Below are 19,334 nucleotides of genomic sequence, written 5' to 3' on the forward strand. Positions count from 1 at the left end.
GACAGTATAGGATTTGCGCATTTGCTGTCGCCAAAGAGGTCAGAAATGGGCTTTGTAATATTAAAAATCCAACAGGTTTTTGTTTGAATTGCAGGCTTAGTTGTGGGCCGGCCCAAGTGTCATTTCAGCTGCGCTCAATGATCGAGAGACTGTTGACTGCGCAAAGTTGAAGTTAAAGTTCCTTCACAAAATGATAGCCCTTCGCCACAAAACCTTGGTTATAAAAAAATTTATGTGAAGGGAAGTTATGCACATAACTATTTAGCTCCACCCAATTGCAGGATTTTTTCTTGGCATAATCGCTTACAAATTCTACAAGCATTTTGCCAACACCATGACCTCGGTAGGCGTCGTCAATTATTACATGATCCATTTCCAGACTTCTCCCTGCGTAGTGTCGGGTTTGGAACCACAAACCACAAGTGCCGATTAGTTTTTCTTCGTCAAAAATCCCAAGGCATTCGTAATTCTGCTGAATCATTTCCTGCAAACGCTCTTTGATAACAGGTCCTTCAACCGTATTATTTCCAAGTTTTTGCAAAAAAGGGACAATGGTGAAAATTTCTTTTGGGTCAATAATACGGATGGAAATGGCGTTATCTTTCAAAATATTGGTACTTTTAAAACTTCACTAATTCATACAATGAAGCGCAACGAATTTATTAAAATTTCAGGCATTGCCGGACTCGGTTTGGCTATTTTTCCGCAAATTTCCTTTCGTAATTTTTCAGAAGAATTTACCCGAAACCAATTAATCGGAAAAGGCAACCCGGATATTGTGGGCGATAGCTATACCTCAAAGATGCACAAAACCGCCAAGGAAGCATTTTTAAAAATGAAAGCTGCGGCCGCCAAGGAAAATATAAACATCGAAGTGGTTTCCGCGTACCGAAGCTTTCAGCGACAAAAGGAAATTTTTGAGGGAAAATACAAGCGCTTTACAAATGAAGGGCTCACTCCCGAAAAGGCCATTGAAAAAATCATAGAATATTCCACCATTCCCGGTACTTCGCGCCACCATTGGGGAACAGATATCGACATTATTGACGCCAACGCCCCACGGCCCACAAATGTGTTAATGCCCGAAAATTTCCACGGAAACGGACCTTTCTGCAAACTGAAAATGTGGTTGAATGACAATGCGGAGAAATTCGACTTTTACGAAGTCTATACCGACAACGGCAATCGAAAAGGGTTTAAATATGAACCGTGGCATTTCAGCTATGCACCAGTTTCCATCCCAATGCTGAAAGTTTATAAAGAGCAGATTGACGTGAAAAAAATGCTTTCCGAAGAAAAAATAATGGGCAATGAACATTTTTCCGAAGCTTTCGTTTCAAAATATGTAAAAGAAAATATTTTTGATATTAATCCGAAGTTGCTTTCCTAAATTGATTCAAAATTCAAGGTTTTAAAATTCAAGATTTTTGTTTCCTCATATATAAACTTCTCAACTCATCGACTTCTAAACTTTTAAACCCATAAACATTTAAACTTATCTTTGCACCATGAACAAAAAAGTTCTCTTAATGATACTCGATGGTTGGGGCATTACGCAAGACCCTGCCGTTTCTGCCATCGCACAGGCCGATACCCCTTTTATCGATTCGCTTTATAAAAAATATCCGCACGCACAATTGCTCACCCACGGAATGAACGTGGGTCTTCCCGAGGGCCAAATGGGCAACAGCGAGGTGGGACATATGAACTTGGGCGCGGGAAGAATCGTTTATCAAGACCTCGCCAAAATAAATATAGCCGTGAAAAACGGAACACTGAAAAGTGAACCTGAGCTGGAAAAAGCATTCAATCACGCAATTTTTCACAACAAAAAAGTACATTTTTTAGGCCTTGTTTCCAACGGGGGCGTGCATTCGCACATTGACCATTTAAAGGGATTGCTATCTGCTGCTCAAGAATTTGGTGTAAAAGATATGTACGTCCACGCTTTTACCGATGGCCGTGATGTGGACCCACATTCGGGAAAGGGTTTTATTGCTGACTTACAAAACCATTTGGAAAAAACAGGCGGGAAACTCGCTTCCATTATTGGCCGCTATTACGCTATGGACCGCGATAAGCGTTGGGAACGGGTAAAAAAAGCATACGATTTGCTGCGCTTCGGAATAGGGAAACCTTCAACCAACGCCGTAAAAAGTATCGAAGAAAGTTATGCGGAAGGCATTTCCGATGAATTCATCGAACCCATCGTGATGACTACTTCCGAAGGCAAACCCGTTGCAACCATTGAAAAAGATGACGTGGTGATTTTCTTCAACTTTAGGACCGACCGCGGTAGACAGCTCACCGAGGTTTTGACCCAAAAGGATTACGAAAGATATGGAATGAAAACGATTTCCCTCTATTTCGTAACGCTTACAAACTATGACGATTCCTTCGGAAATATCCACGTGGTTTACAATAAGGAAAACCTGCACGATACTTTGGGCGAAGTTTTGGAAAGAAATAAAAAGAAGCAAATACGAATTGCGGAAACCGAGAAATACCCGCACGTAACCTTTTTCTTTTCGGGCGGAAGGGAAATTCCCTTTGAGGGTGAAAAACGAATCCTTTGCCCCTCACCTACCGTCGCCACTTACGATTTAAAACCCGAAATGAGCGCTTATGAACTTCGGGATATGATACTTCCCGAAATTGAAAAAGAGACTGCTGAATTTATCTGCCTTAATTTCGCAAACCCAGATATGGTTGGCCATACCGGTGTTTTTGAAGCCGCCGTAAAAGCCTGTGAAACCGTGGATAATTGTGCCCGGGCAATCGTGAAGCAAGCTTTGGAAAGCCATTACACCACAATCATAATAGCAGACCACGGCAATAGTGAAACTATGCGAAATGCCGACGGTTTGCCCAACACGGCGCATACTACCAATCCCGTTCCAATCATCATTGTGGATGATGAAATTAAAACGGTAAAAAATGGTGTTTTGGGAGATATCGCCCCGACAATCCTAAAAATTATGGGTATTGAAAAACCCGAAATAATGACGCAAAATTCCTTGATTTAATACTATGAAAAAACTATTTATAATACTCTCGGCAACACTTTTGGTAGCCTGCAATTCTTCCAAAGAAAAAAACAAACTGGATGAAAACACCTCCAAAGAAATGATTTCAGAAAACAACAAAGAAAAAATAAACGACACCGTTCCCTACGAAGATACCGTGATGCTTTTGGGAAAAGCCAACCGCAAAGGGTTCCAAATGGACGCTTTTAAAAGTTGGTTCAACACGGGTTATGAAAATTACAAAGTAGATTCTGAAACTTTGGAAAAATTGAAACCGCTTTTAAAAGATGCGACCATCACTGTTTTTATGGGCACTTGGTGCGAGGACAGCCAGCGCGAGACGCCACATTTTTATAAAATTTTGGACGAAGCCAATTTTGATGAATCAAAACTCACCTTGATTACCGTTTCTGATGAAAAAACAACGCCCCAGGGTTTTGAGGATGCCAAAAACATCACCAACGTTCCGACGCTAATTTTCTATAAAAACGGAAAGGAATTGAGCCGAATTGTGGAGTACCCTATTGAAAGCCTTGAAAAAGACATGCTCGCCATTTTAAGCGGCAAGGAATACAAACACGCTTACGCCGAATAAAACTTTAGCAACGGCATAATTCTTTGTAAATTTGCGGCTCGAAAAATGACGATGATTAGAGAAACCCTCACCATAGCCGTAGATTTTGACGGAACCATTGTGGAAGATGAATATCCACGCATTGGCCGACCCATTATTTTTGCTTTTGATACTTTGAAAAAACTGCAGAATGAAGGGCATCGGCTTATTTTATGGACCTATCGAAAAGGGCGCACTTTGGAAGAAGCCGTAAAATTCTGTGAAGAAAACGGCATTGTTTTTTATGCCGTAAACCAAAGTTTCCCTGAAGAGGAATTTGACGCTTCGTACAGTCGAAAAATACATGCGGACGTTTTTATTGACGATCGTAACATCGGCGGCCTTAAAAGTTGGGGCGAAATATACCAACAATTGGTTGGCGCGCCCGCACCCGCAAAACCCAAAACACAAAAAAAGGGATTGTTTTCCTTTTTAAAATAACCCTATGATAATTCCAAAAACAAGAGAAGAAATAGAATTGATGCGCGAAAGCGCCTTGGTGGTTTCCCGTACTTTGGGAATGCTCGCAAAAGAGGTAAAACCGGGTGTTACCACCAACCAACTCAATAAAATGGCGGAAGACTACATCCGTAGCCAAGATGCCGTTCCCGGCTTTTTGGGATTGTATGATTGTCCTTCAACGCTGCTTACCAGTGTAAATGAGGCTGTGGTCCACGGCCTGCCAACAGACATTCCTTTAAAGGAAGGCGATATTGTGGCTATTGATTGCGGCGCCATAAAAAACGGTTTTTACGGCGACCACGCTTATACTTTTGAAGTAGGCGAAGTGGCTGCCGAAATAAAAAAACTGTTGAAAATCACAAAAGAATCCCTTTACGTCGGTATCCGCGAATTTAAAGCTGGCAATCGCGTAGGCGATGTAGGTTTCGCCATTCAAAATTATTGCGAAGCACACGGCTATGGCGTGGTTCGTGAACTTGTTGGCCACGGACTCGGAAGAAAAATGCACGAAGACCCTGAAATGCCAAATTACGGGCGTCGCGGTCGTGGAAAGAAATTTATTGAGGGAATGACCATTGCACTGGAACCGATGATAAATATGGGAACCCACAAAGTGAAACAATTAAAGGATGGCTGGACCATCGTAACCCAAGATGGACAGCCCAGCGCACACTTTGAGCACAATATTGCTTTGGTAAACGGAAAACCCGAACTGCTTTCTACATTTGCTTATGTGTATGAAGCCTTGGGCATTGTGAGCGATGAGGAAAAGGAGTTCCGAGCAAACTGAAAATGCTATTACACTGAGTTACGCTGAGAAACACAGAGATTCGCGGAGAAATGAACAACGAATTAACAGAAATTATAATAGGTTCAGCAATAGAGGTTCATCGAAACCTTGGACCGGGTCTATTAGAATCTGCTTATCAGGAATGTCTTTTATTTGAACTGAGAGCGAAGGGATTAATTGTTGAAAAAGAAAAACCCTTGCCTATAATTTATAAAGACATAAAATTAGATCACGGATATAGAATTGATTTATTGGTTGAAAATTCAGTCGTTATAGAAATCAAAACTGTAGAAAATTTCACAGATGTGCATACAGCACAAGTTTTAACATATCTTAAATTAGGAAAGTATCCTTTAGGCCTGATGTTCAACTTTCATACAATACTTTTAAAAAACGGCTTAAAAAGATTTATAAATTCTCAGTGAAACTCCGCGGAACCTCTGTGCAACTCTGTGTAACAACCCAAAACTTTTGTTCAAAAAACTCCTAAATACCATTCCCCGTCCGCTGCTTATACGATTGAGCATTATCGGCAGGCCTATATTTGCATTTTTTCTTAGGGGAAATAAATACACCGACCCTATTGACGGCAAATCATACCGAAAGTTTCTTCCGTACGGTTATGAAACCGTTCGTGAAAATGTGCTTTCGCCCGGAACGCTTTCTTTGGAAAGGCACAGATTGTTTTGGTTGTATCTTCAAAATGAAACAGGGTTTTTTACTGAAAATATAAAAGTGCTCCACTTTGCACCCGAGCAGGCTTTTTATAAGAAATTCCGGAAAATGAAAAACCTAAATTATACCACAACCGACCTCAATTCACCCATTGCAGATGTGAAAGCTGATATCTGTGATTTACCCTTTCCCGATAACGAATTCGATTTTATAATCTGTAACCACGTTTTGGAACACATTCCGGATGATACCAAGGCGATGCAGGAAATTTATCGCGTCCTTGCACCCGGCGGCACGGCAATTCTTCAAGTTCCCTATAAATCAGATTTGGAAAAAACATTTGAGGACGATAGCATTACCGACCCAAAAGAGCGCGCCAGGATTTTCGGGCAGTACGATCACGTTCGGGTGTATGGGATGGATTATTTTACCAAGCTTGAAAGTATCGGCTTTAAAGTTGAGGCGGTAGATTACACCCAAAACCTCTCTTCCGAGGAAATTGAAAAATACAGATTACCAAAAGGTGAGTTAATTCCTGTAGGCAAAAAATTAGTTTCCTAAACGTTTTCTGAAACCCTCGGTCATAAAAACCTGATGGTTGTTCAGGGAATCATTGAAGGTTAAATACGCTTCCACATTCGGGAGATTTTTCAGCAATGTTTTTGATTTTTCCAAACCCAATGCCATAAACGAAGTGGCATAGGCATCGGCCAGGGCGCAAGTGGGGGCAATGACGGTAGAGCTGGTTATATCGCTCATTTCTGCAGAACCAGTCAATGGATTTAATGTATGGACGTATTTTTTCCCCGTAAGGGAATCAATCCTGAATTTGCGGTAATTGCCCGAGGATGCCATCCCTTCATTTTTCAATGTAACCGTAGCTTCATAGCTTCGGTCTTCAAGTTCAGAATCTACGGCTTCAATACCCACGACCCATTTTTGGTTTTTATCAAGGTTTTCGCCTTTTGTAAGAATCTCGCCTCCCAATTCAATTAAATAATCGGTAACGCCCTTAGATTCCAAATAACGGCCAAGGCAATCAATCCCGAAGCCTTTTGCCACTGCATTAAAGTCGAAATAGATTTGCGGATATGCTTTTGAAACGGTTCCGTCGCTGTTAATTTTTACTTTATGGAAACCCACATATTTCATCAAGGAATCCAATGTGGTGCTGTCAATTTCCTTCAATGGTTTCACATCGCCAAAACCGTAAGCGTTGCGCAAAACCCCGATTGTCGGGTCAAAATAGCCGTTTGTTTTGGTGTTTACTTCTTTAGAAATTTCAAAAACTTCCTTAAAAATGGAATCCACAACCACGGTGGAATCGCCTTGGTTTACTTTGGAAATATCGCTTTCGGGAATATAGGTGCTCACGGAATGGTTTACGGCGGCAATCACCGAATCCAATCCTTTTTTAAAATCAATATCCTTTTCGGAATAAAGCTGAATATTATAGGTGGTCCCAAACGCTTCACCTTGAATAAAGCGGTGTGTGCTTTCGCTATTTTCGCAAAAAACAAAAAGAAATAAAACAGGTATTAGAAGTAATTTTTTCATAGTATTTCTTGTAAGCCTTTATAGACCATAGTATAATCCTCCCCCTTAATCACTGGCTTTCCATAATTGGTACCGTGGCCTAAACCCACACCTGCATAATAGGTTTTGGCCTCAAACTTGGCCGCGTGTTCCTTAATAGTCTGCATAAAAACAGGGTCGTAGGCGTGGGCATCCTGTGGATAAGTGATGGCACGGACAATTATAAAATGTAGCTCCTTATTCTTTAAGGCCACAAATTGCGGGTCTCTTTTCAATTTTGAATTGACTCCCAAAAATTCATAGCCTTCATCTTCCAATTGTTTCCCCACAATATTCATTGCGAGGTGGTGGAGTTCCTGTTTGCTAAGTTTTTCGCTCATAAGTGATTTCAAAATTACGAATATTTGAACTTATTATTTCTACTTCCAAAGCATAAAAAAACCGTTTCTAAAATTAGAAACGGTTTTACAAAATATATCTATGGGACCTTAATTATCCTCCAAAATCATCAAAGCGAATATTCTCATCGGGTATACCGAAGTCCTCGCCCATTTTCTGAACTGCTTGGTTCATCAATGGTGGACCACAGAAATACAATTCAATATCCTCCGGAGCATCGTGATGATTTAAATAGTTATCAATTACAACTTGATGAATAAAACCTACGAAGCCATCACCTGATTCGTCGTGGATATCCTTTTTTACCTTCCAGTTATCTTCCTCCATCGGCTCAGAGAGCGCAAGGTAGAATTTGAAATTTGGAAATTCATTCTCCAATTCCTTAAAGTGATCTAGATAGAAAAGCTCTCTTTTAGAACGTCCTCCATACCAATAAGTAACCTTCCGCCCCGTTTTAAGAGTTTTGAACAGATGGTACAGGTGCGAACGCATAGGCGCCATTCCTGCTCCTCCGCCTACATAAAGCATTTCGGCTTCAGACTCATTAATGAAAAATTCACCGTAAGGCCCAGAAATAATTACCTTATCCCCCTTCTTACAATTAAATATATAGGAGGAAGCAATTCCAGGATTAACTGCCATCCATCCACCTTTTGCACGATCGAAGGGTGGAGTGGCAATACGCACGTTAAGCATGATTTCGCGTCCTTCCGCAGGATATGAGGCCATGGAATATGCTCTTTCCACGGTTTCGGTGTTCTTCATTACTAATGGCCAAAGTTTAAACTTGTCCCACTCATCCTGAAACTTATCGGGTCTATCGTGCTCCTCTGGGTGCGCCGTAATGTCCATATCTTCAAACTTCACCTCGCAGGGGGGAATTTCGATTTGAATATAACCACCAGCTTTGTAATTCATATCCTCAGGGATTTCAACCACAAATTCCTTAATAAAGGAAGCAACATTGTAATTTCGAACTACCGTAGCATCCCATTTCTTTATACCGAAAACCTCTTCGGGAATGCGGATATTCATATCCTGCTTCACCTTCACTTGACAGGAAAGTCGTGCGCCTTCCTTTAATTCCTTTCTGGTAAAGTGCGGGGTTTCCGTGGGCAATGCTTCGCCACCGCCCGAAAGCACGTGACATTCACATTGTATGCAGGTTCCGCCCCCACCACAGGCAGATGGCAAGAATATCTTCTCTCCGCCCAGGGTTGATAGTAGCGTGCCACCGCTTTCTACTTCAATTACCTTTTCATCATTAATCGTAATTTTTACTGGCCCAGATGGCGAAAGCTTCTGTTTGGTAAAAAGTAATAATGCAACCAATAGCAAGGTTAGCACCAGAAAGGCAATAACCGTTACCAAAATAACTCCAAGTGTACTTACTGCTAAAAACATACTATTGCTCCGTTATAGTTGAAACTTCCACCGTTTGAGCGGCATCTGTATTTTCCTTTTGAATATCTTCTGAATGTATTCCTATATTTTCCGGTTGTCCCTCCAATGATGAAGTATCCTCGTCGCCCCCTGTCAACATTCCTCCAAAGCTCATAAAGCCAATTGCCATAAGACCTGTAATTATAAAGGTAATCCCTAAACCTCTTAAAGGGGCCGGAACGTTTGAATAACGTATTTTTTCGCGAATCGCAGCGATTGCCAAAATAGCCAAGAACCATCCGATACCCGAACTGATTCCGTAATTTAATGCCAATCCCAAAGTAGGAATCTCTCTGGATTGCATAAACAAGGAACCTCCTAAAATAGCACAGTTCACGGCAATAAGCGGAAGAAATATACCCAATGAGTTATATAGGGAAGGTGAAAATTTCTCAACCACTATTTCAACCAATTGAACCATTGTGGCAATGGTTGCAATAAAGAGAATGAACGAGAGGAACCCTAGGTCGTAGGAAGCATATTCCTCACCCAACCAAGCTAAAGCACCATCTCGCAATAAATATTGGTCCAGCAACCAGTTAATAGGCACGGTAACCGCAAGTACGAATATAACCGCAGCTCCTAATCCTACAGCCGTTGATACTTTTTTAGACACCGCAAGATATGAGCACATTCCGAGGAAGGTTGCGAATACCATATTGTCTATAAATATCGATTTAAAAAATAACTCTATATGTTCCATTTTTTTGAGTATTCAATTTACAGTTGCTGTTTGTGGCAGAATCCCACTGCCTCTATCAGCTACCGCCAAGTTTGTTATTCTTCTATTAATGCTTTATTTCTGGAGCGCTGGACCCATATAATGATACCAATTACAATCAAAGCCATTGGCGACAGGAGCATAAATCCGTTATTTTCATAGCCTATTGCATATAAGCCCGTTTTGGAAATAGGATCACCGAGCACTTTAAAGCCCAAAAGTGTACCTGAGCCAAGCAACTCTCTAAAAAATCCAACAATTATAAGAATTATCCCATATCCCGCGGCATTACCTATCCCGTCCAAAAAGGAGCGCCAAGGACCGTTGCCCAAAGCAAAAGCCTCGAAACGTCCCATAATGATACAGTTGGTAATAATTAATCCGATGAAGACCGATAATTCCTTACTTAGTTCATAGGCAAAAGCCTTTAATACCTGATCTACGATAATTACCAAGGCAGCAACTACAACAAGCTGAACGATAATACGGATCTTCGAGGGAATAATATTTCGCATAAGGGAAATAACCACGTTACCAATTCCCAAAACAAAAATTACCGAGATGGCCATAACAATAGAGGCCTTTAATTGAGCGGTAATGGCCAGTGCCGAACAAATTCCCAATACCTGAATGGTTATAGGGTTATTGTCTGCCAATGGGTCTAGAATTAACTTACTGTCTTTTTTTGATAGCAATCCCATAATTTATTGATTTAATGATTTTAGGTAAGGCAAGTACATTCTCACGTCCTTTTTTATCATAGCGGTTACACCATCTCCTGTGATGGTAGCTCCCGCAATGGCATCAACCTTATTATCTGTTTTGTTTTCGTTAACGGGGTCGTTATTACCTTTTGCCACGGTAATTCCTTTAAAGGCGTCTCCATCCATAATGTTTTCACCTTTGAAATCGTCCATAAAGTAGCGCTGTTTAATCTCCGCGCCAAGTCCTGGAGTTTCTCCTGCGTGGTCAAAAAAGACGCCCCTTACCACCAATGATTTATCAACTGCTACAAAACCCCAAATGGCGTCCCATAGACCTTTTCCCCGCATTGGTATTATATAAAGAGTTTCACCATCTTTCTCGCCAACAAAAAGTGGCAATCTGCGTTGGTAATTTGGGTCTTTCGCCATGGTTTCCTCTTTTTTGATATCAATCAAATAAGCTTCGGGATTTTCGGTTACTTCATCTCCCTGGATTACCAACTGCTTCTTAATATTTTTGGCAAATACCTCTTCCACTCTATCGGTGGAAATAAAGTTGATATCGCCATCGCCTTCATTATCATTTATCCCCATAGCGTAAAGAATGTTTTGCATTTTCTCAAAACGCTCATTAAGGGTTATCTTACTCTTTAATCCTTGAGCAACACCGGCCAAAAGCGATCCCACTACCACAACCATGATCACTGAAAAGATTATGGTGTATGAGTTTTTATCTGTGTACTTTGCCATGATTACGCTGTTTTAGCTTTTAAACGTTTCATTCTCTTCTTAATATTTCCTCTTACCACATAATGGTCTATAGTAGGCGCAAACACGTTCAACAACAATATTGCAAGCATTACCCCTTCTGGATATGCTGGGTTGAATACGCGTATCAATACCGAAATAAAACCTATTAGAAAACCATAGATCCATTTGCCTTTATTAGTTTGTGAAGCCGTTACAGGGTCAGTCGCCATATATACAATACCGAATGCCAATCCACCGATTATAAGGTGATGCCAGAAGGTCTCACTCATCAGCCCGTAAAAGCTGCTGCCATCCTTAATCCATCCTGCGTCCACAACACCATTAAAAATAAGCCCCATAGCCAATGCACCCAGCACGGCAGAAAGCATGATTCTCCAACTTCCTATTTTGGTGAAAATTAAAAACAATGCCCCAATAAGAATTAGAAAAGTCGAGGTTTCACCCACAGATCCGGGAATAAAGCCCCAAAAGCTATCCCACATACTATAGACCGGCTCGTGGTTTTGAGCCAAGCTTCCTAAAATTGTTTCTCCTGAGATGGCATCTGGCTGGCCGGCCATTTCCTTTGCCCCGTGTACCCATACTTTATCGCCACTCATCCAAGTAGGATAAGCGAAGAATAAAAAGGCACGGATGGTAAGCGCAGGGTTTAGGATGTTCATTCCCGTTCCACCGAAAACTTCCTTCCCGATCACAACCCCGAAAATTACAGCAACGGCAAGCATCCACAGCGGAATATCAATGGGAACAATAAGTGGCACGAGCATTCCCGTAACCAAATATCCCTCTTCTACTTCGTGACCTTTTATAATTGCGAAAATGAATTCCACTCCAAGACCCACTACATAGGAAACGATTACCAAAGGCAATACCGTCCATGCTCCCAAGATAAAATTATCCCAAGTAAAGAAATTGCCCAAGGGATCCAGTCGCAATGTATTGTCAATTGCCGCATAATGTTGATAACCGGCGTTGAATATCCCAAAAATCAAACAAGGGATAAGCGCCATAATCACAGTATTCATGGTACGCTTTAAATCGTCTGCCGCGCGAACGTGTGACCCGGAATGCGTAGTTTCATTTGGAGTGTACAAAAAGGTATGCAGTGCGTTGAACGCGGGGGCCATCTTGGTTCCCTTGTACTTTTCCTTTAGCTTATGTAAATTCTGTTTCAATCCCATAGCGGTTATCCTATTTCTTTATACATTAAATCAAGACCGTTCCTGATAATTTGTTGATGCGGCTGCTTACTCACGCAAACAAACTCGGTAAGCGAAAAATCTTCCGGAGCCACTTCATACATTCCCAGCGCCTCCATTTCGTCCAAATCCTGAACCATACAGGCTTTCAAAATTTGCAGTGGGTACATATCCAACGGAAATACTTCTTCGTAAACGCCGGTTACCACAAAAGCGCGGTGCTCTCCGTTAGTATTGGTGTCGAGGTCGTATTTCTTATTCGGCGTTAACCAAGAGAAAGTCAGGGCACGTGAGGTTGAAATTTTATCAAAAACCGGTTTGTTCCACCCAAAGAGTTCATAATCGTCTCCTTCCGGAATCACTGAAACGGTATTGCTATAGTAGCCTAAATGGCCTTTCGGAGAAATTTTTGTACCCGTAAGCACATTTCCGCTTATAACGCGAACATTCTCATCCCTAAGACCGGAGTCATATAAAAAAGTAGCGGCCTCAGAACCTATTCGGGTTTTATAATATTTTGGGGTTTTTACTTCGGAACCGGAAAGCACGATGATACGCTCCGCATTGAATTTACCTGTAAGGAGCAATTCACCAATAATTACGAGATCCTGTGGTGCAATGGTCCAAACTATTTCACCTTTGTTAACAGGGGCCAATTTATTAATTTGGGTACCCACATTTCCTGCAGGGTGCGGACCAGAAACATTGTGAAGGGAAATATCTTTTAATCCTTTAAAAGGAGAATCATTGCCCTTGCCTATGCCGACATGTACCTGTCCTTTAGTGAGTTTGCTTAGCGCGGTTACGGCTGCCTGAAGTTCCTTTTCTTTTCCTTTCAAAGAAAAATCATAATCGTTTGCCAATGGGGCGGTATTGTATGCTGAAATAAAAATATCTCGAGGCTCTTGCTCTGTATCTGCAATTACGGCATACGGACGCTGCATAATAAATGGCCAGCATCCAGACTCCAGTAAGCGCGCTTTAATAGCCTCCGCACTTGAAGAATCTGGGCTTAAAATGCCGAAATCCTTGAAACTATCTTGAGCATCTGCCTCGATGGTTATTTCAGTGATCACACGCTTTGCGCCGCGCTCTATTGTGGTAAGCGTTCCGCTAACGGGAGAAACAAACTTAATAGCTTCGTTGCTTTTTGAATAGAAAATGGTGTCGCCAGCCTGAAGTTTTCCACCTTCTTTAACCACCATTTTGGGGGTGATGAGATGAAAATCGGAGGGTCTTATTGCGAAAGTTCTGGATCGCGGGGCGCTGGATAGCGTTTTCTCTGCTTCGCCCTTCAATTTAATGGTAAGACCTTTTTTAATCTTAATGTCTTTGGACATAAATATGGATATTAATAATGCCTTGTTAACACCCTATTTCCCCTAAAAACAAATGTGCGGGGAATAAGGGCGTGCAAATTTATAAATTAAATATACCATTGCACAATAAATGCCTATAATTTTCTGTGTTAAAAAGGGATGGACTGCTATTTTAAAACGTTTTTAAATTATGAAATTGGTCGAATTCAATAATTTCAAAACCAAACCATTTTAAAATGTGCGAAAACCGCAATCGTATCAGGCACAAATTTTGTTATCTTAGCCTTTTAAACCATTGCCATGTCTAAAACACTTTCTGTTAGCCTTATCTTCTTCTTTGCTATTTTTCCAGTCTTTTCCCAAATTATAGAGAAAGTAGAGCCTCCATACATCAGCACCATACAATTTCGAGGGGGGACTGACTTGAGCCAATTGCCCGTAATCCGGCTGGGCGGCCAGCTGCAACTTTCCTTTGACGCGCTAAATGGCGAAGAAGAGGACTATTACTACACTATCACCCATCACGACTTTGACTGGACCCCCAGCGACCTCTCAAAAAGTGAATATTTGGATGGTTTTGACGACGTGCGCATAGACACCTATCAAAACTCGGTAAATACGCTCCAGATATTTTCGCATTATCAACTTACCATTCCCAATCGTGATACACGCGCTATTCAAAAAAGCGGTAATTACCTATTAAGCATTTTCAACAGCGATGGAGAGTTGGTATTTACGAGGAAATTTTTGGTGATTGAAAACATAGCTTCCGTAGGCGTAGAAATAAAACGTGCGCGCGACCTAAAGGTTATCGAGGAAAAGCAGGTAGTGCATTTCACCATAAATTCTCCAAATTTATTATTGGTCAACCCAAAACAAACCGTGAAAACCCTGGTGTTGCAAAATAGCAATCTAAAAACTGCCATTACAGATCTTGTGCCGCAATATACCATGGGCAATGAGCTTATCTATAGGTATGATAAGGAGGCATACTTCGGTGGCGGTAATGAATTTCTTGCTTTCGACAATAAAGACGAGCGCTCTGCCACAAATGGCGTGCGTTCCATCGAGCTTACCGATGTTTACGAAAATTATCTCTACACGGACATTCCCCGCTATGATAGGCCCTATACCTACAATCCAGACATAAACGGAAATTTTGTAGTGCGCAACGTAGATGCCCGAAACCAAGATCTGGAGGCGGAGTATGTACGAATGCATTTTAATCTGCAGTATTATAATGACCTTGGAGACAAAGAATTGCATCTCTACGGAAATTTCAACAATTGGACTATCGACGGAAGCACTTATATGAAATACGACCCCAAGAGCAATTCCTACCAAAATGAACGCTTGTTTAAGCAAGGTTTTTACAATTACAAATATGTAGTTGTAAACCGCGATGGGAGTATAGATGAAGGAGCTGTAAGTGGAGATTTCTGGCAAACGGAAAATGACTATACCGTAATAGTATATTTCCGAGATCTGGGCGCAAGATATGACCGTATTATTGGCACGGGCTATGCTAACTCGAGGAATATTAGCAACAACTGATTTTCAATATTTTATTCGAAACTTTAACCTTTTATCCAATCAGCCATGAAACGCAAGAAAGGCGAGATTTCTACCGGCAGAAAATCTTTGCAATATCGCGGTACTAAATGCCTGAATTGCAATCAACCTTTGGACGTATGATGTTTACTGCCCCTATTGTTCCCAATTGAATAGTAAAAAGCAGCTATCAGTAAAAGATTTCTTCGCGGAATTCCTCAGCAGTATCCTGGTCTATGATTCGCGGCTGAGAAACACTCTCAAAGATCTGTTGTTCCGACCCGGAGTTATAACCCGCAATTACGTAAACGGACAACGGTTAAAATATGCCAATCCGTTCCGGTTCTTTTTGAGTGTTTCGATAATTTATTTTTTATTGCAGGGATTTATCGGCTTTTTTACTTCATCAGAAGAAAATCTTTTGGGTCTTGACATTAAATCTCCACGAGAGGCTCCTCTGGATTCAGTTTTTGCGAATCAAACTCCCGGTATTTTCGCATCATCTTCTAAACTTGATTCCCTTAAAGCAACACAACTTAGCATTCCTTTTTATTTTTCAGAAGCTGAGCTTAATAATTTGAAATTTCTTGATAGACACACCAAAAGAATGTCCTTGTATTTTGCTTACTTTTATCGCACCAAAGAGAAAAACCCCATTACTGCACTTAACTCTTTGAGCCACAATAATACATTTAAAAACCGATGGTTATATTCTCGAGCTATTACTTGGTATAACATTCTGTATAAGCCCCAGGCATTCGTAGATTTTATTTCATCCAAAATCCCTTTCTTCCTTTTCTTTTTTACCCCGTTCTACGCATTTTTCTTTTGGCTGCTCTATTCCCGAAAAAAATTCACCTATATGGAACACGTAATTTTTGTGTTCCATATATTCAGTTTTATTTTTTTAACGATGGTCATTTTTAGGATTCCGGAACTAATCGTGGGCTCGGATTTTTTTCAATCCATTTTATTCCTTTTAGTGGGTCCCGTGTATTTTTATCTGGCGCTCCGGAAATTTTATAACCAGGGAAACTGGCAGACATTATTTAAATTTGTATTTTTAAGCATTGTATTTTTTCTGAGCTTTGTAACGGCCACCGGTCTATTTGTGGCGGCAAGCGCAGCAGTCTATTAAAAAATGGTACAACAGGTTACACAAGGAATTAAAATTTCGGTAAAGACTGAATTTGATGGCACGTTTTACAAAAACCGTAAAATGCAGTATGCCTTTGCCTATACCATTACTATTGAAAACCAAAGCAAGGACACGGTCCAGTTAACTTCGCGCTGCTGGAAAATAAAAGACTCCCTAAACCATTCCGAAACCGTGGAAGGCGAGGGCGTTATAGGCCAAAAGCCCATTTTACAGCCCGGCGAGAGACATGCATATACCAGTGGATGCCTTTTATATTCTCCCTTTGGCGCAATGAAAGGCCACTATAATATGGTAAATTTCACCACTACCCGGAAATTCCGTGTTTCCATTCCACTCTTTAATTTGAGCGCCCCGTTTTCGATGAATTAGAGAGAGCCGTTCTCCCACATGAAAGCCCGAACTGACTCACGACTACCAACCATCCACTACGGAATTAACGATTTTACCACTTTGCAGATCTTCATAGCGCATTTTAATAATCCCTTGCTTTTTTGAAATTTGGGTAATGCTTTTTGTTTTTACGAAACCGCGGTCCATTATAAGATTGCTGTTCAAATCGTCTTCACCAGCGGTTTTGTGGAATTTTAGCAGTTCTTCTTCGGATGGTCTAACGGTTTTCATTAAAAATTCTGAAAACCATTGTTCGCGCTTTTTCTTGAGATTTTGTGGATATAACGGGGAAGAAGACCAGATTTGCGGCGCCAAAGGTTCTTCAGAAAAATGACTCTCCGTACCGTCCCAAACCAATTGAAACAATTGAATTTCCGCTTTCCATTCTACCACGATTGCCGTAAATGGCTCAATACCCTGAAAATCGTACGTTTTGATTTCGCTTTGGAAATTAGCTGCCTTCAATAAATCCTTCACTACCACGCCCCTACTTTTTCTGTAATAGGATTTTCTTTTGTGCGCCACAAAACCTCCGTTCATTAAGGTTACGCACTGCTTCATTTCACTCAAACCAATCCACGTTCCCCCCGCCAAGGCATCCTTAGGGTAAAGCAGTTTTACCCCTTCCTCTTCATATATTTCAGGAGGAAAAGTTTCGCGTCCCGGAGCTTCATCGCGGTTTGATGTTAGTATAAAATCGTTGTTGGATTTCGGAATAAAAGTAATCGTACACATTCTTTAAAGTTTACAGTTTTCAGTAGCAGTTTGCAGTCGCCCGCCCGTAGATCGTCGGTAAATCTACTGATTAAAATAAATTTTACACATAATCAGACAAGCGTTTTTCTTAAACGCAACCAAAAACTGCCTACTGCCACTGCCAACTGAACACTAAAAAAATTGTACCTTTGCAATCTTCATAAATTAAAAATTGAAACAGTTATGGGAAATGGATTTTTTGAAGTGCCAATCGCGGTAAACGAACCAGTAAAGAGCTATGCTCCAGGTTCGCCGGAACGGGAAGAGGTGCTTGAAACTTACAGAAAAATGTATAAGGCGAAAATTGAGGTGCCTTTATTTATTAACGGTAAAGAGGTTAAAACCAAAGAAACCGGCACGATGTCTCCGCCGCACGATCATAAGCACGTGTTGGGAACCTATCATAAAGCTACCAAAAAAAATGTGGAAGAGGCAATTGCCACCGCACTGGAAGCCCGAAAAAAGTGGGCCGTTATGCCTTGGGAGCAACGTGCGGGAATATTTCTTCGCGCCGCCGAACTGATTGCCGGCCCATACAGAGCAAAAATAAACGCCGCAACCATGCTTGCGCAGTCCAAGAATATTTACCAGGCCGAAATTGATTCGGCTTGTGAGCTTATTGACTTTTTAAGGTTCAACGTGCAGTATATGACCGAGATTTATGCCGAGCAGCCCGAATCTACCTCATCGGCATGGAACCGAATTGAATACAGACCTTTGGAAGGTTTTGTCTATGCCATTACGCCTTTCAATTTTACGGCGATTGCCGGGAACCTTCCCGCAAGTGCCGCTTTGATGGGCAATGTGGTTGTTTGGAAGCCGAGTAATTCACAAATATATTCCGCAAAAGTAATAATGGACGTATTCCGCGAGGCGGGCGTTCCGGCGGGGGTAATCAATATGGTAATGGGCGATGCCGCGATGATTTCAGACACGCTTATGGCGAGCCCGGATTTCAGTGGTGTCCATTTTACGGGTTCTACTGGGGTTTTTCAGGGAATCTGGAAAAAAATTGGCGACAACATCAAAAATTATAAAACCTACCCACGAATTGTTGGGGAAACCGGCGGAAAGGATTTTATTGTTGCGCACAGTTCATCAAATCCAAAACAAGTGGCTACCGCAATGGCCCGTGGTGCCTTTGAGTATCAAGGCCAAAAATGTAGTGCGGCCAGCCGTTGCTATATTCCGAAAAGCATTTGGGAAGACGTAAAAAATTATTTGGTTGACGATATCCGCTCCTTTAAAATGGGAACGCCCGAGGATATGGGCAATTTCATAAACGCCGTTATCAGCGAGAGTTCCTTTGACAAACTTGCAGGCTATATAGACCAAGCCAAAAAAGATAAGAACGTGGAAATTATAGCGGGCGGCGGTTACGATAAAAGTAAAGGATATTTTATTGAGCCTACGGTAATCGTTACTAAAGATCCGAAATATACCACTATGTGTACCGAGCTTTTTGGGCCCGTACTTACCGTGTATGTTTATGACGATAAGAAATGGGAAGAGACCTTGCATCTGGTTGATGAAACCAGTGAATATGCCTTAACGGGAGCCGTTTTCAGCGAAGACAGATATGCTTTGGAAGAAGCTGTGAAAATTCTTGAAAATGCAGCTGGAAACTTCTACATTAACGACAAACCTACAGGCGCGGTTGTGGGCCAGCAGCCATTTGGCGGTGCACGCGCCAGCGGAACCAATGACAAGGCGGGAAGCAAGCAAAACCTTTACCGATGGATTTCGCCTAGAATGGTAAAGGAAACCTTCGTTTCACCTACTGACTATCGATATCCTTTCTTGGGGTAAAATAGCAATTT

Annotated in this window: 21 protein-coding genes; 11 read left to right on the forward strand and 10 right to left on the reverse strand. The window is 41.4% G+C overall.

What is annotated here, in order from left to right; genetic code table 11:
* Positions 1-172 precede the first annotated feature (172 nt).
* On the reverse strand, positions 173-607 hold the full coding sequence (locus tag MB09_RS09865) for a GNAT family N-acetyltransferase (protein WP_045080723.1): 435 nt from the start codon (positions 605-607) through the stop codon (positions 173-175).
* A 36-nt stretch (positions 608-643) separates the two neighbouring features.
* Here MB09_RS09865 and MB09_RS09870 point away from each other — a divergent pair, with 36 nt between their 5' ends.
* The 7 genes from MB09_RS09870 (at position 644) to MB09_RS09900 (ending at position 6,127) form a co-directional block, all read left to right on the forward strand.
* On the forward strand, positions 644-1,390 hold the full coding sequence (locus MB09_RS09870) for a M15 family metallopeptidase (RefSeq protein WP_045080724.1): 747 nt from the start codon (positions 644-646) through the stop codon (positions 1,388-1,390).
* Between the two features lie 118 nt (positions 1,391-1,508).
* Positions 1,509-3,026: a 2,3-bisphosphoglycerate-independent phosphoglycerate mutase gene (gene gpmI / locus MB09_RS09875; protein ID WP_045080725.1), complete on the forward strand. Its 1,518-nt coding sequence runs from the start codon at positions 1,509-1,511 to the stop codon at positions 3,024-3,026.
* A 4-nt stretch (positions 3,027-3,030) separates the two neighbouring features.
* Positions 3,031-3,621 (forward strand): thioredoxin family protein, encoded by a 591-nt coding sequence (locus tag MB09_RS09880; RefSeq protein ID WP_045080726.1) that lies wholly within the window; start codon positions 3,031-3,033, stop codon positions 3,619-3,621.
* 51 nt (positions 3,622-3,672) lie between these two features.
* Entirely contained in the window at positions 3,673-4,080 is a 408-nt protein-coding gene (locus MB09_RS09885; protein ID WP_045080727.1) for a BT0820 family HAD-type phosphatase, read from the forward strand.
* 4 nt (positions 4,081-4,084) lie between these two features.
* On the forward strand, positions 4,085-4,891 hold the full coding sequence (gene map, locus MB09_RS09890) for a type I methionyl aminopeptidase (RefSeq protein WP_045080728.1): 807 nt from the start codon (positions 4,085-4,087) through the stop codon (positions 4,889-4,891).
* A 50-nt stretch (positions 4,892-4,941) separates the two neighbouring features.
* Positions 4,942-5,316, forward strand: coding sequence for a GxxExxY protein (locus tag MB09_RS09895; protein WP_045080729.1), 375 nt, complete (start codon positions 4,942-4,944; stop codon positions 5,314-5,316).
* Between the two features lie 46 nt (positions 5,317-5,362).
* The gene (locus MB09_RS09900) at positions 5,363-6,127 is read left to right on the forward strand and encodes a class I SAM-dependent methyltransferase (RefSeq protein ID WP_045080730.1); all 765 of its coding nucleotides are present in this window, start codon (positions 5,363-5,365) and stop codon (positions 6,125-6,127) included.
* On the opposite strand, the gene MB09_RS09905 is transcribed toward MB09_RS09900, so the two are convergent.
* From MB09_RS09905 to MB09_RS09940, 8 genes are all read right to left on the reverse strand, one after another.
* Positions 6,116-7,123 carry an FAD:protein FMN transferase gene (locus MB09_RS09905; RefSeq protein WP_045080731.1) on the reverse strand — a complete coding sequence of 336 codons (1,008 nt, stop codon included), beginning with the start codon at positions 7,121-7,123 and terminating at the stop codon, positions 6,116-6,118. The two genes, MB09_RS09900 and MB09_RS09905, sit on opposite strands and share 12 nt — an antisense overlap.
* On the reverse strand, positions 7,120-7,482 hold the full coding sequence (locus tag MB09_RS09910) for a hypothetical protein (RefSeq protein WP_045080732.1): 363 nt from the start codon (positions 7,480-7,482) through the stop codon (positions 7,120-7,122). Before MB09_RS09910 ends, MB09_RS09905 begins: the two co-directional genes overlap by 4 nt.
* Before the next feature lie 112 nt (positions 7,483-7,594).
* Positions 7,595-8,905, reverse strand: coding sequence for an NADH:ubiquinone reductase (Na(+)-transporting) subunit F (nqrF, locus tag MB09_RS09915; protein ID WP_045080733.1), 1,311 nt, complete (start codon positions 8,903-8,905; stop codon positions 7,595-7,597).
* Position 8,906: 1 nt separating this feature from the next.
* A complete protein-coding gene (gene nqrE, locus MB09_RS09920) occupies positions 8,907-9,647 on the reverse strand; it encodes an NADH:ubiquinone reductase (Na(+)-transporting) subunit E (protein ID WP_045080734.1) in 741 nt (246 codons plus the stop codon).
* Positions 9,648-9,721: 74 nt separating this feature from the next.
* A complete protein-coding gene (locus MB09_RS09925) occupies positions 9,722-10,366 on the reverse strand; it encodes an NADH:ubiquinone reductase (Na(+)-transporting) subunit D (RefSeq protein ID WP_045080735.1) in 645 nt (214 codons plus the stop codon).
* Positions 10,367-10,369: 3 nt separating this feature from the next.
* Positions 10,370-11,119, reverse strand: coding sequence for a Na(+)-translocating NADH-quinone reductase subunit C (locus MB09_RS09930; protein ID WP_045080736.1), 750 nt, complete (start codon positions 11,117-11,119; stop codon positions 10,370-10,372).
* A 2-nt stretch (positions 11,120-11,121) separates the two neighbouring features.
* Complete coding sequence (locus MB09_RS09935) at positions 11,122-12,321, reverse strand: NADH:ubiquinone reductase (Na(+)-transporting) subunit B (protein WP_045080737.1); 1,200 nt, start codon at positions 12,319-12,321, stop codon at positions 11,122-11,124.
* A 5-nt stretch (positions 12,322-12,326) separates the two neighbouring features.
* Positions 12,327-13,679 carry a Na(+)-translocating NADH-quinone reductase subunit A gene (locus MB09_RS09940; protein ID WP_045080738.1) on the reverse strand — a complete coding sequence of 451 codons (1,353 nt, stop codon included), beginning with the start codon at positions 13,677-13,679 and terminating at the stop codon, positions 12,327-12,329.
* Between the two features lie 279 nt (positions 13,680-13,958).
* Here MB09_RS09940 and MB09_RS09945 point away from each other — a divergent pair, with 279 nt between their 5' ends.
* The 3 genes from MB09_RS09945 (at position 13,959) to apaG (ending at position 16,737) form a co-directional block, all read left to right on the forward strand.
* Positions 13,959-15,212 carry a type IX secretion system plug protein gene (locus MB09_RS09945; RefSeq protein WP_045080739.1) on the forward strand — a complete coding sequence of 418 codons (1,254 nt, stop codon included), beginning with the start codon at positions 13,959-13,961 and terminating at the stop codon, positions 15,210-15,212.
* 166 nt (positions 15,213-15,378) lie between these two features.
* Positions 15,379-16,347, forward strand: coding sequence for a DUF3667 domain-containing protein (locus tag MB09_RS09950; RefSeq protein WP_045080740.1), 969 nt, complete (start codon positions 15,379-15,381; stop codon positions 16,345-16,347).
* 3 nt (positions 16,348-16,350) lie between these two features.
* Positions 16,351-16,737, forward strand: a complete 387-nt coding sequence (gene apaG, locus MB09_RS09955) for a Co2+/Mg2+ efflux protein ApaG (protein WP_045080741.1) — start codon at positions 16,351-16,353, stop codon at positions 16,735-16,737.
* A 42-nt stretch (positions 16,738-16,779) separates the two neighbouring features.
* Here apaG and MB09_RS09960 read toward each other — a convergent pair whose 3' ends face one another.
* Positions 16,780-17,493 carry an NRDE family protein gene (locus tag MB09_RS09960; RefSeq protein ID WP_045080742.1) on the reverse strand — a complete coding sequence of 238 codons (714 nt, stop codon included), beginning with the start codon at positions 17,491-17,493 and terminating at the stop codon, positions 16,780-16,782.
* Between the two features lie 204 nt (positions 17,494-17,697).
* Between MB09_RS09960 and pruA the strand changes: the two genes are divergently transcribed.
* The gene (gene pruA / locus MB09_RS09965; protein ID WP_045080743.1) at positions 17,698-19,323 is read left to right on the forward strand and encodes an L-glutamate gamma-semialdehyde dehydrogenase; all 1,626 of its coding nucleotides are present in this window, start codon (positions 17,698-17,700) and stop codon (positions 19,321-19,323) included.
* Positions 19,324-19,334: the final 11 nt, after the last annotated feature.

This window comes from Aequorivita vladivostokensis (assembly GCF_000952855.1).
In the GTDB taxonomy this organism is placed as follows: domain Bacteria; phylum Bacteroidota; class Bacteroidia; order Flavobacteriales; family Flavobacteriaceae; genus Aequorivita; species Aequorivita vladivostokensis.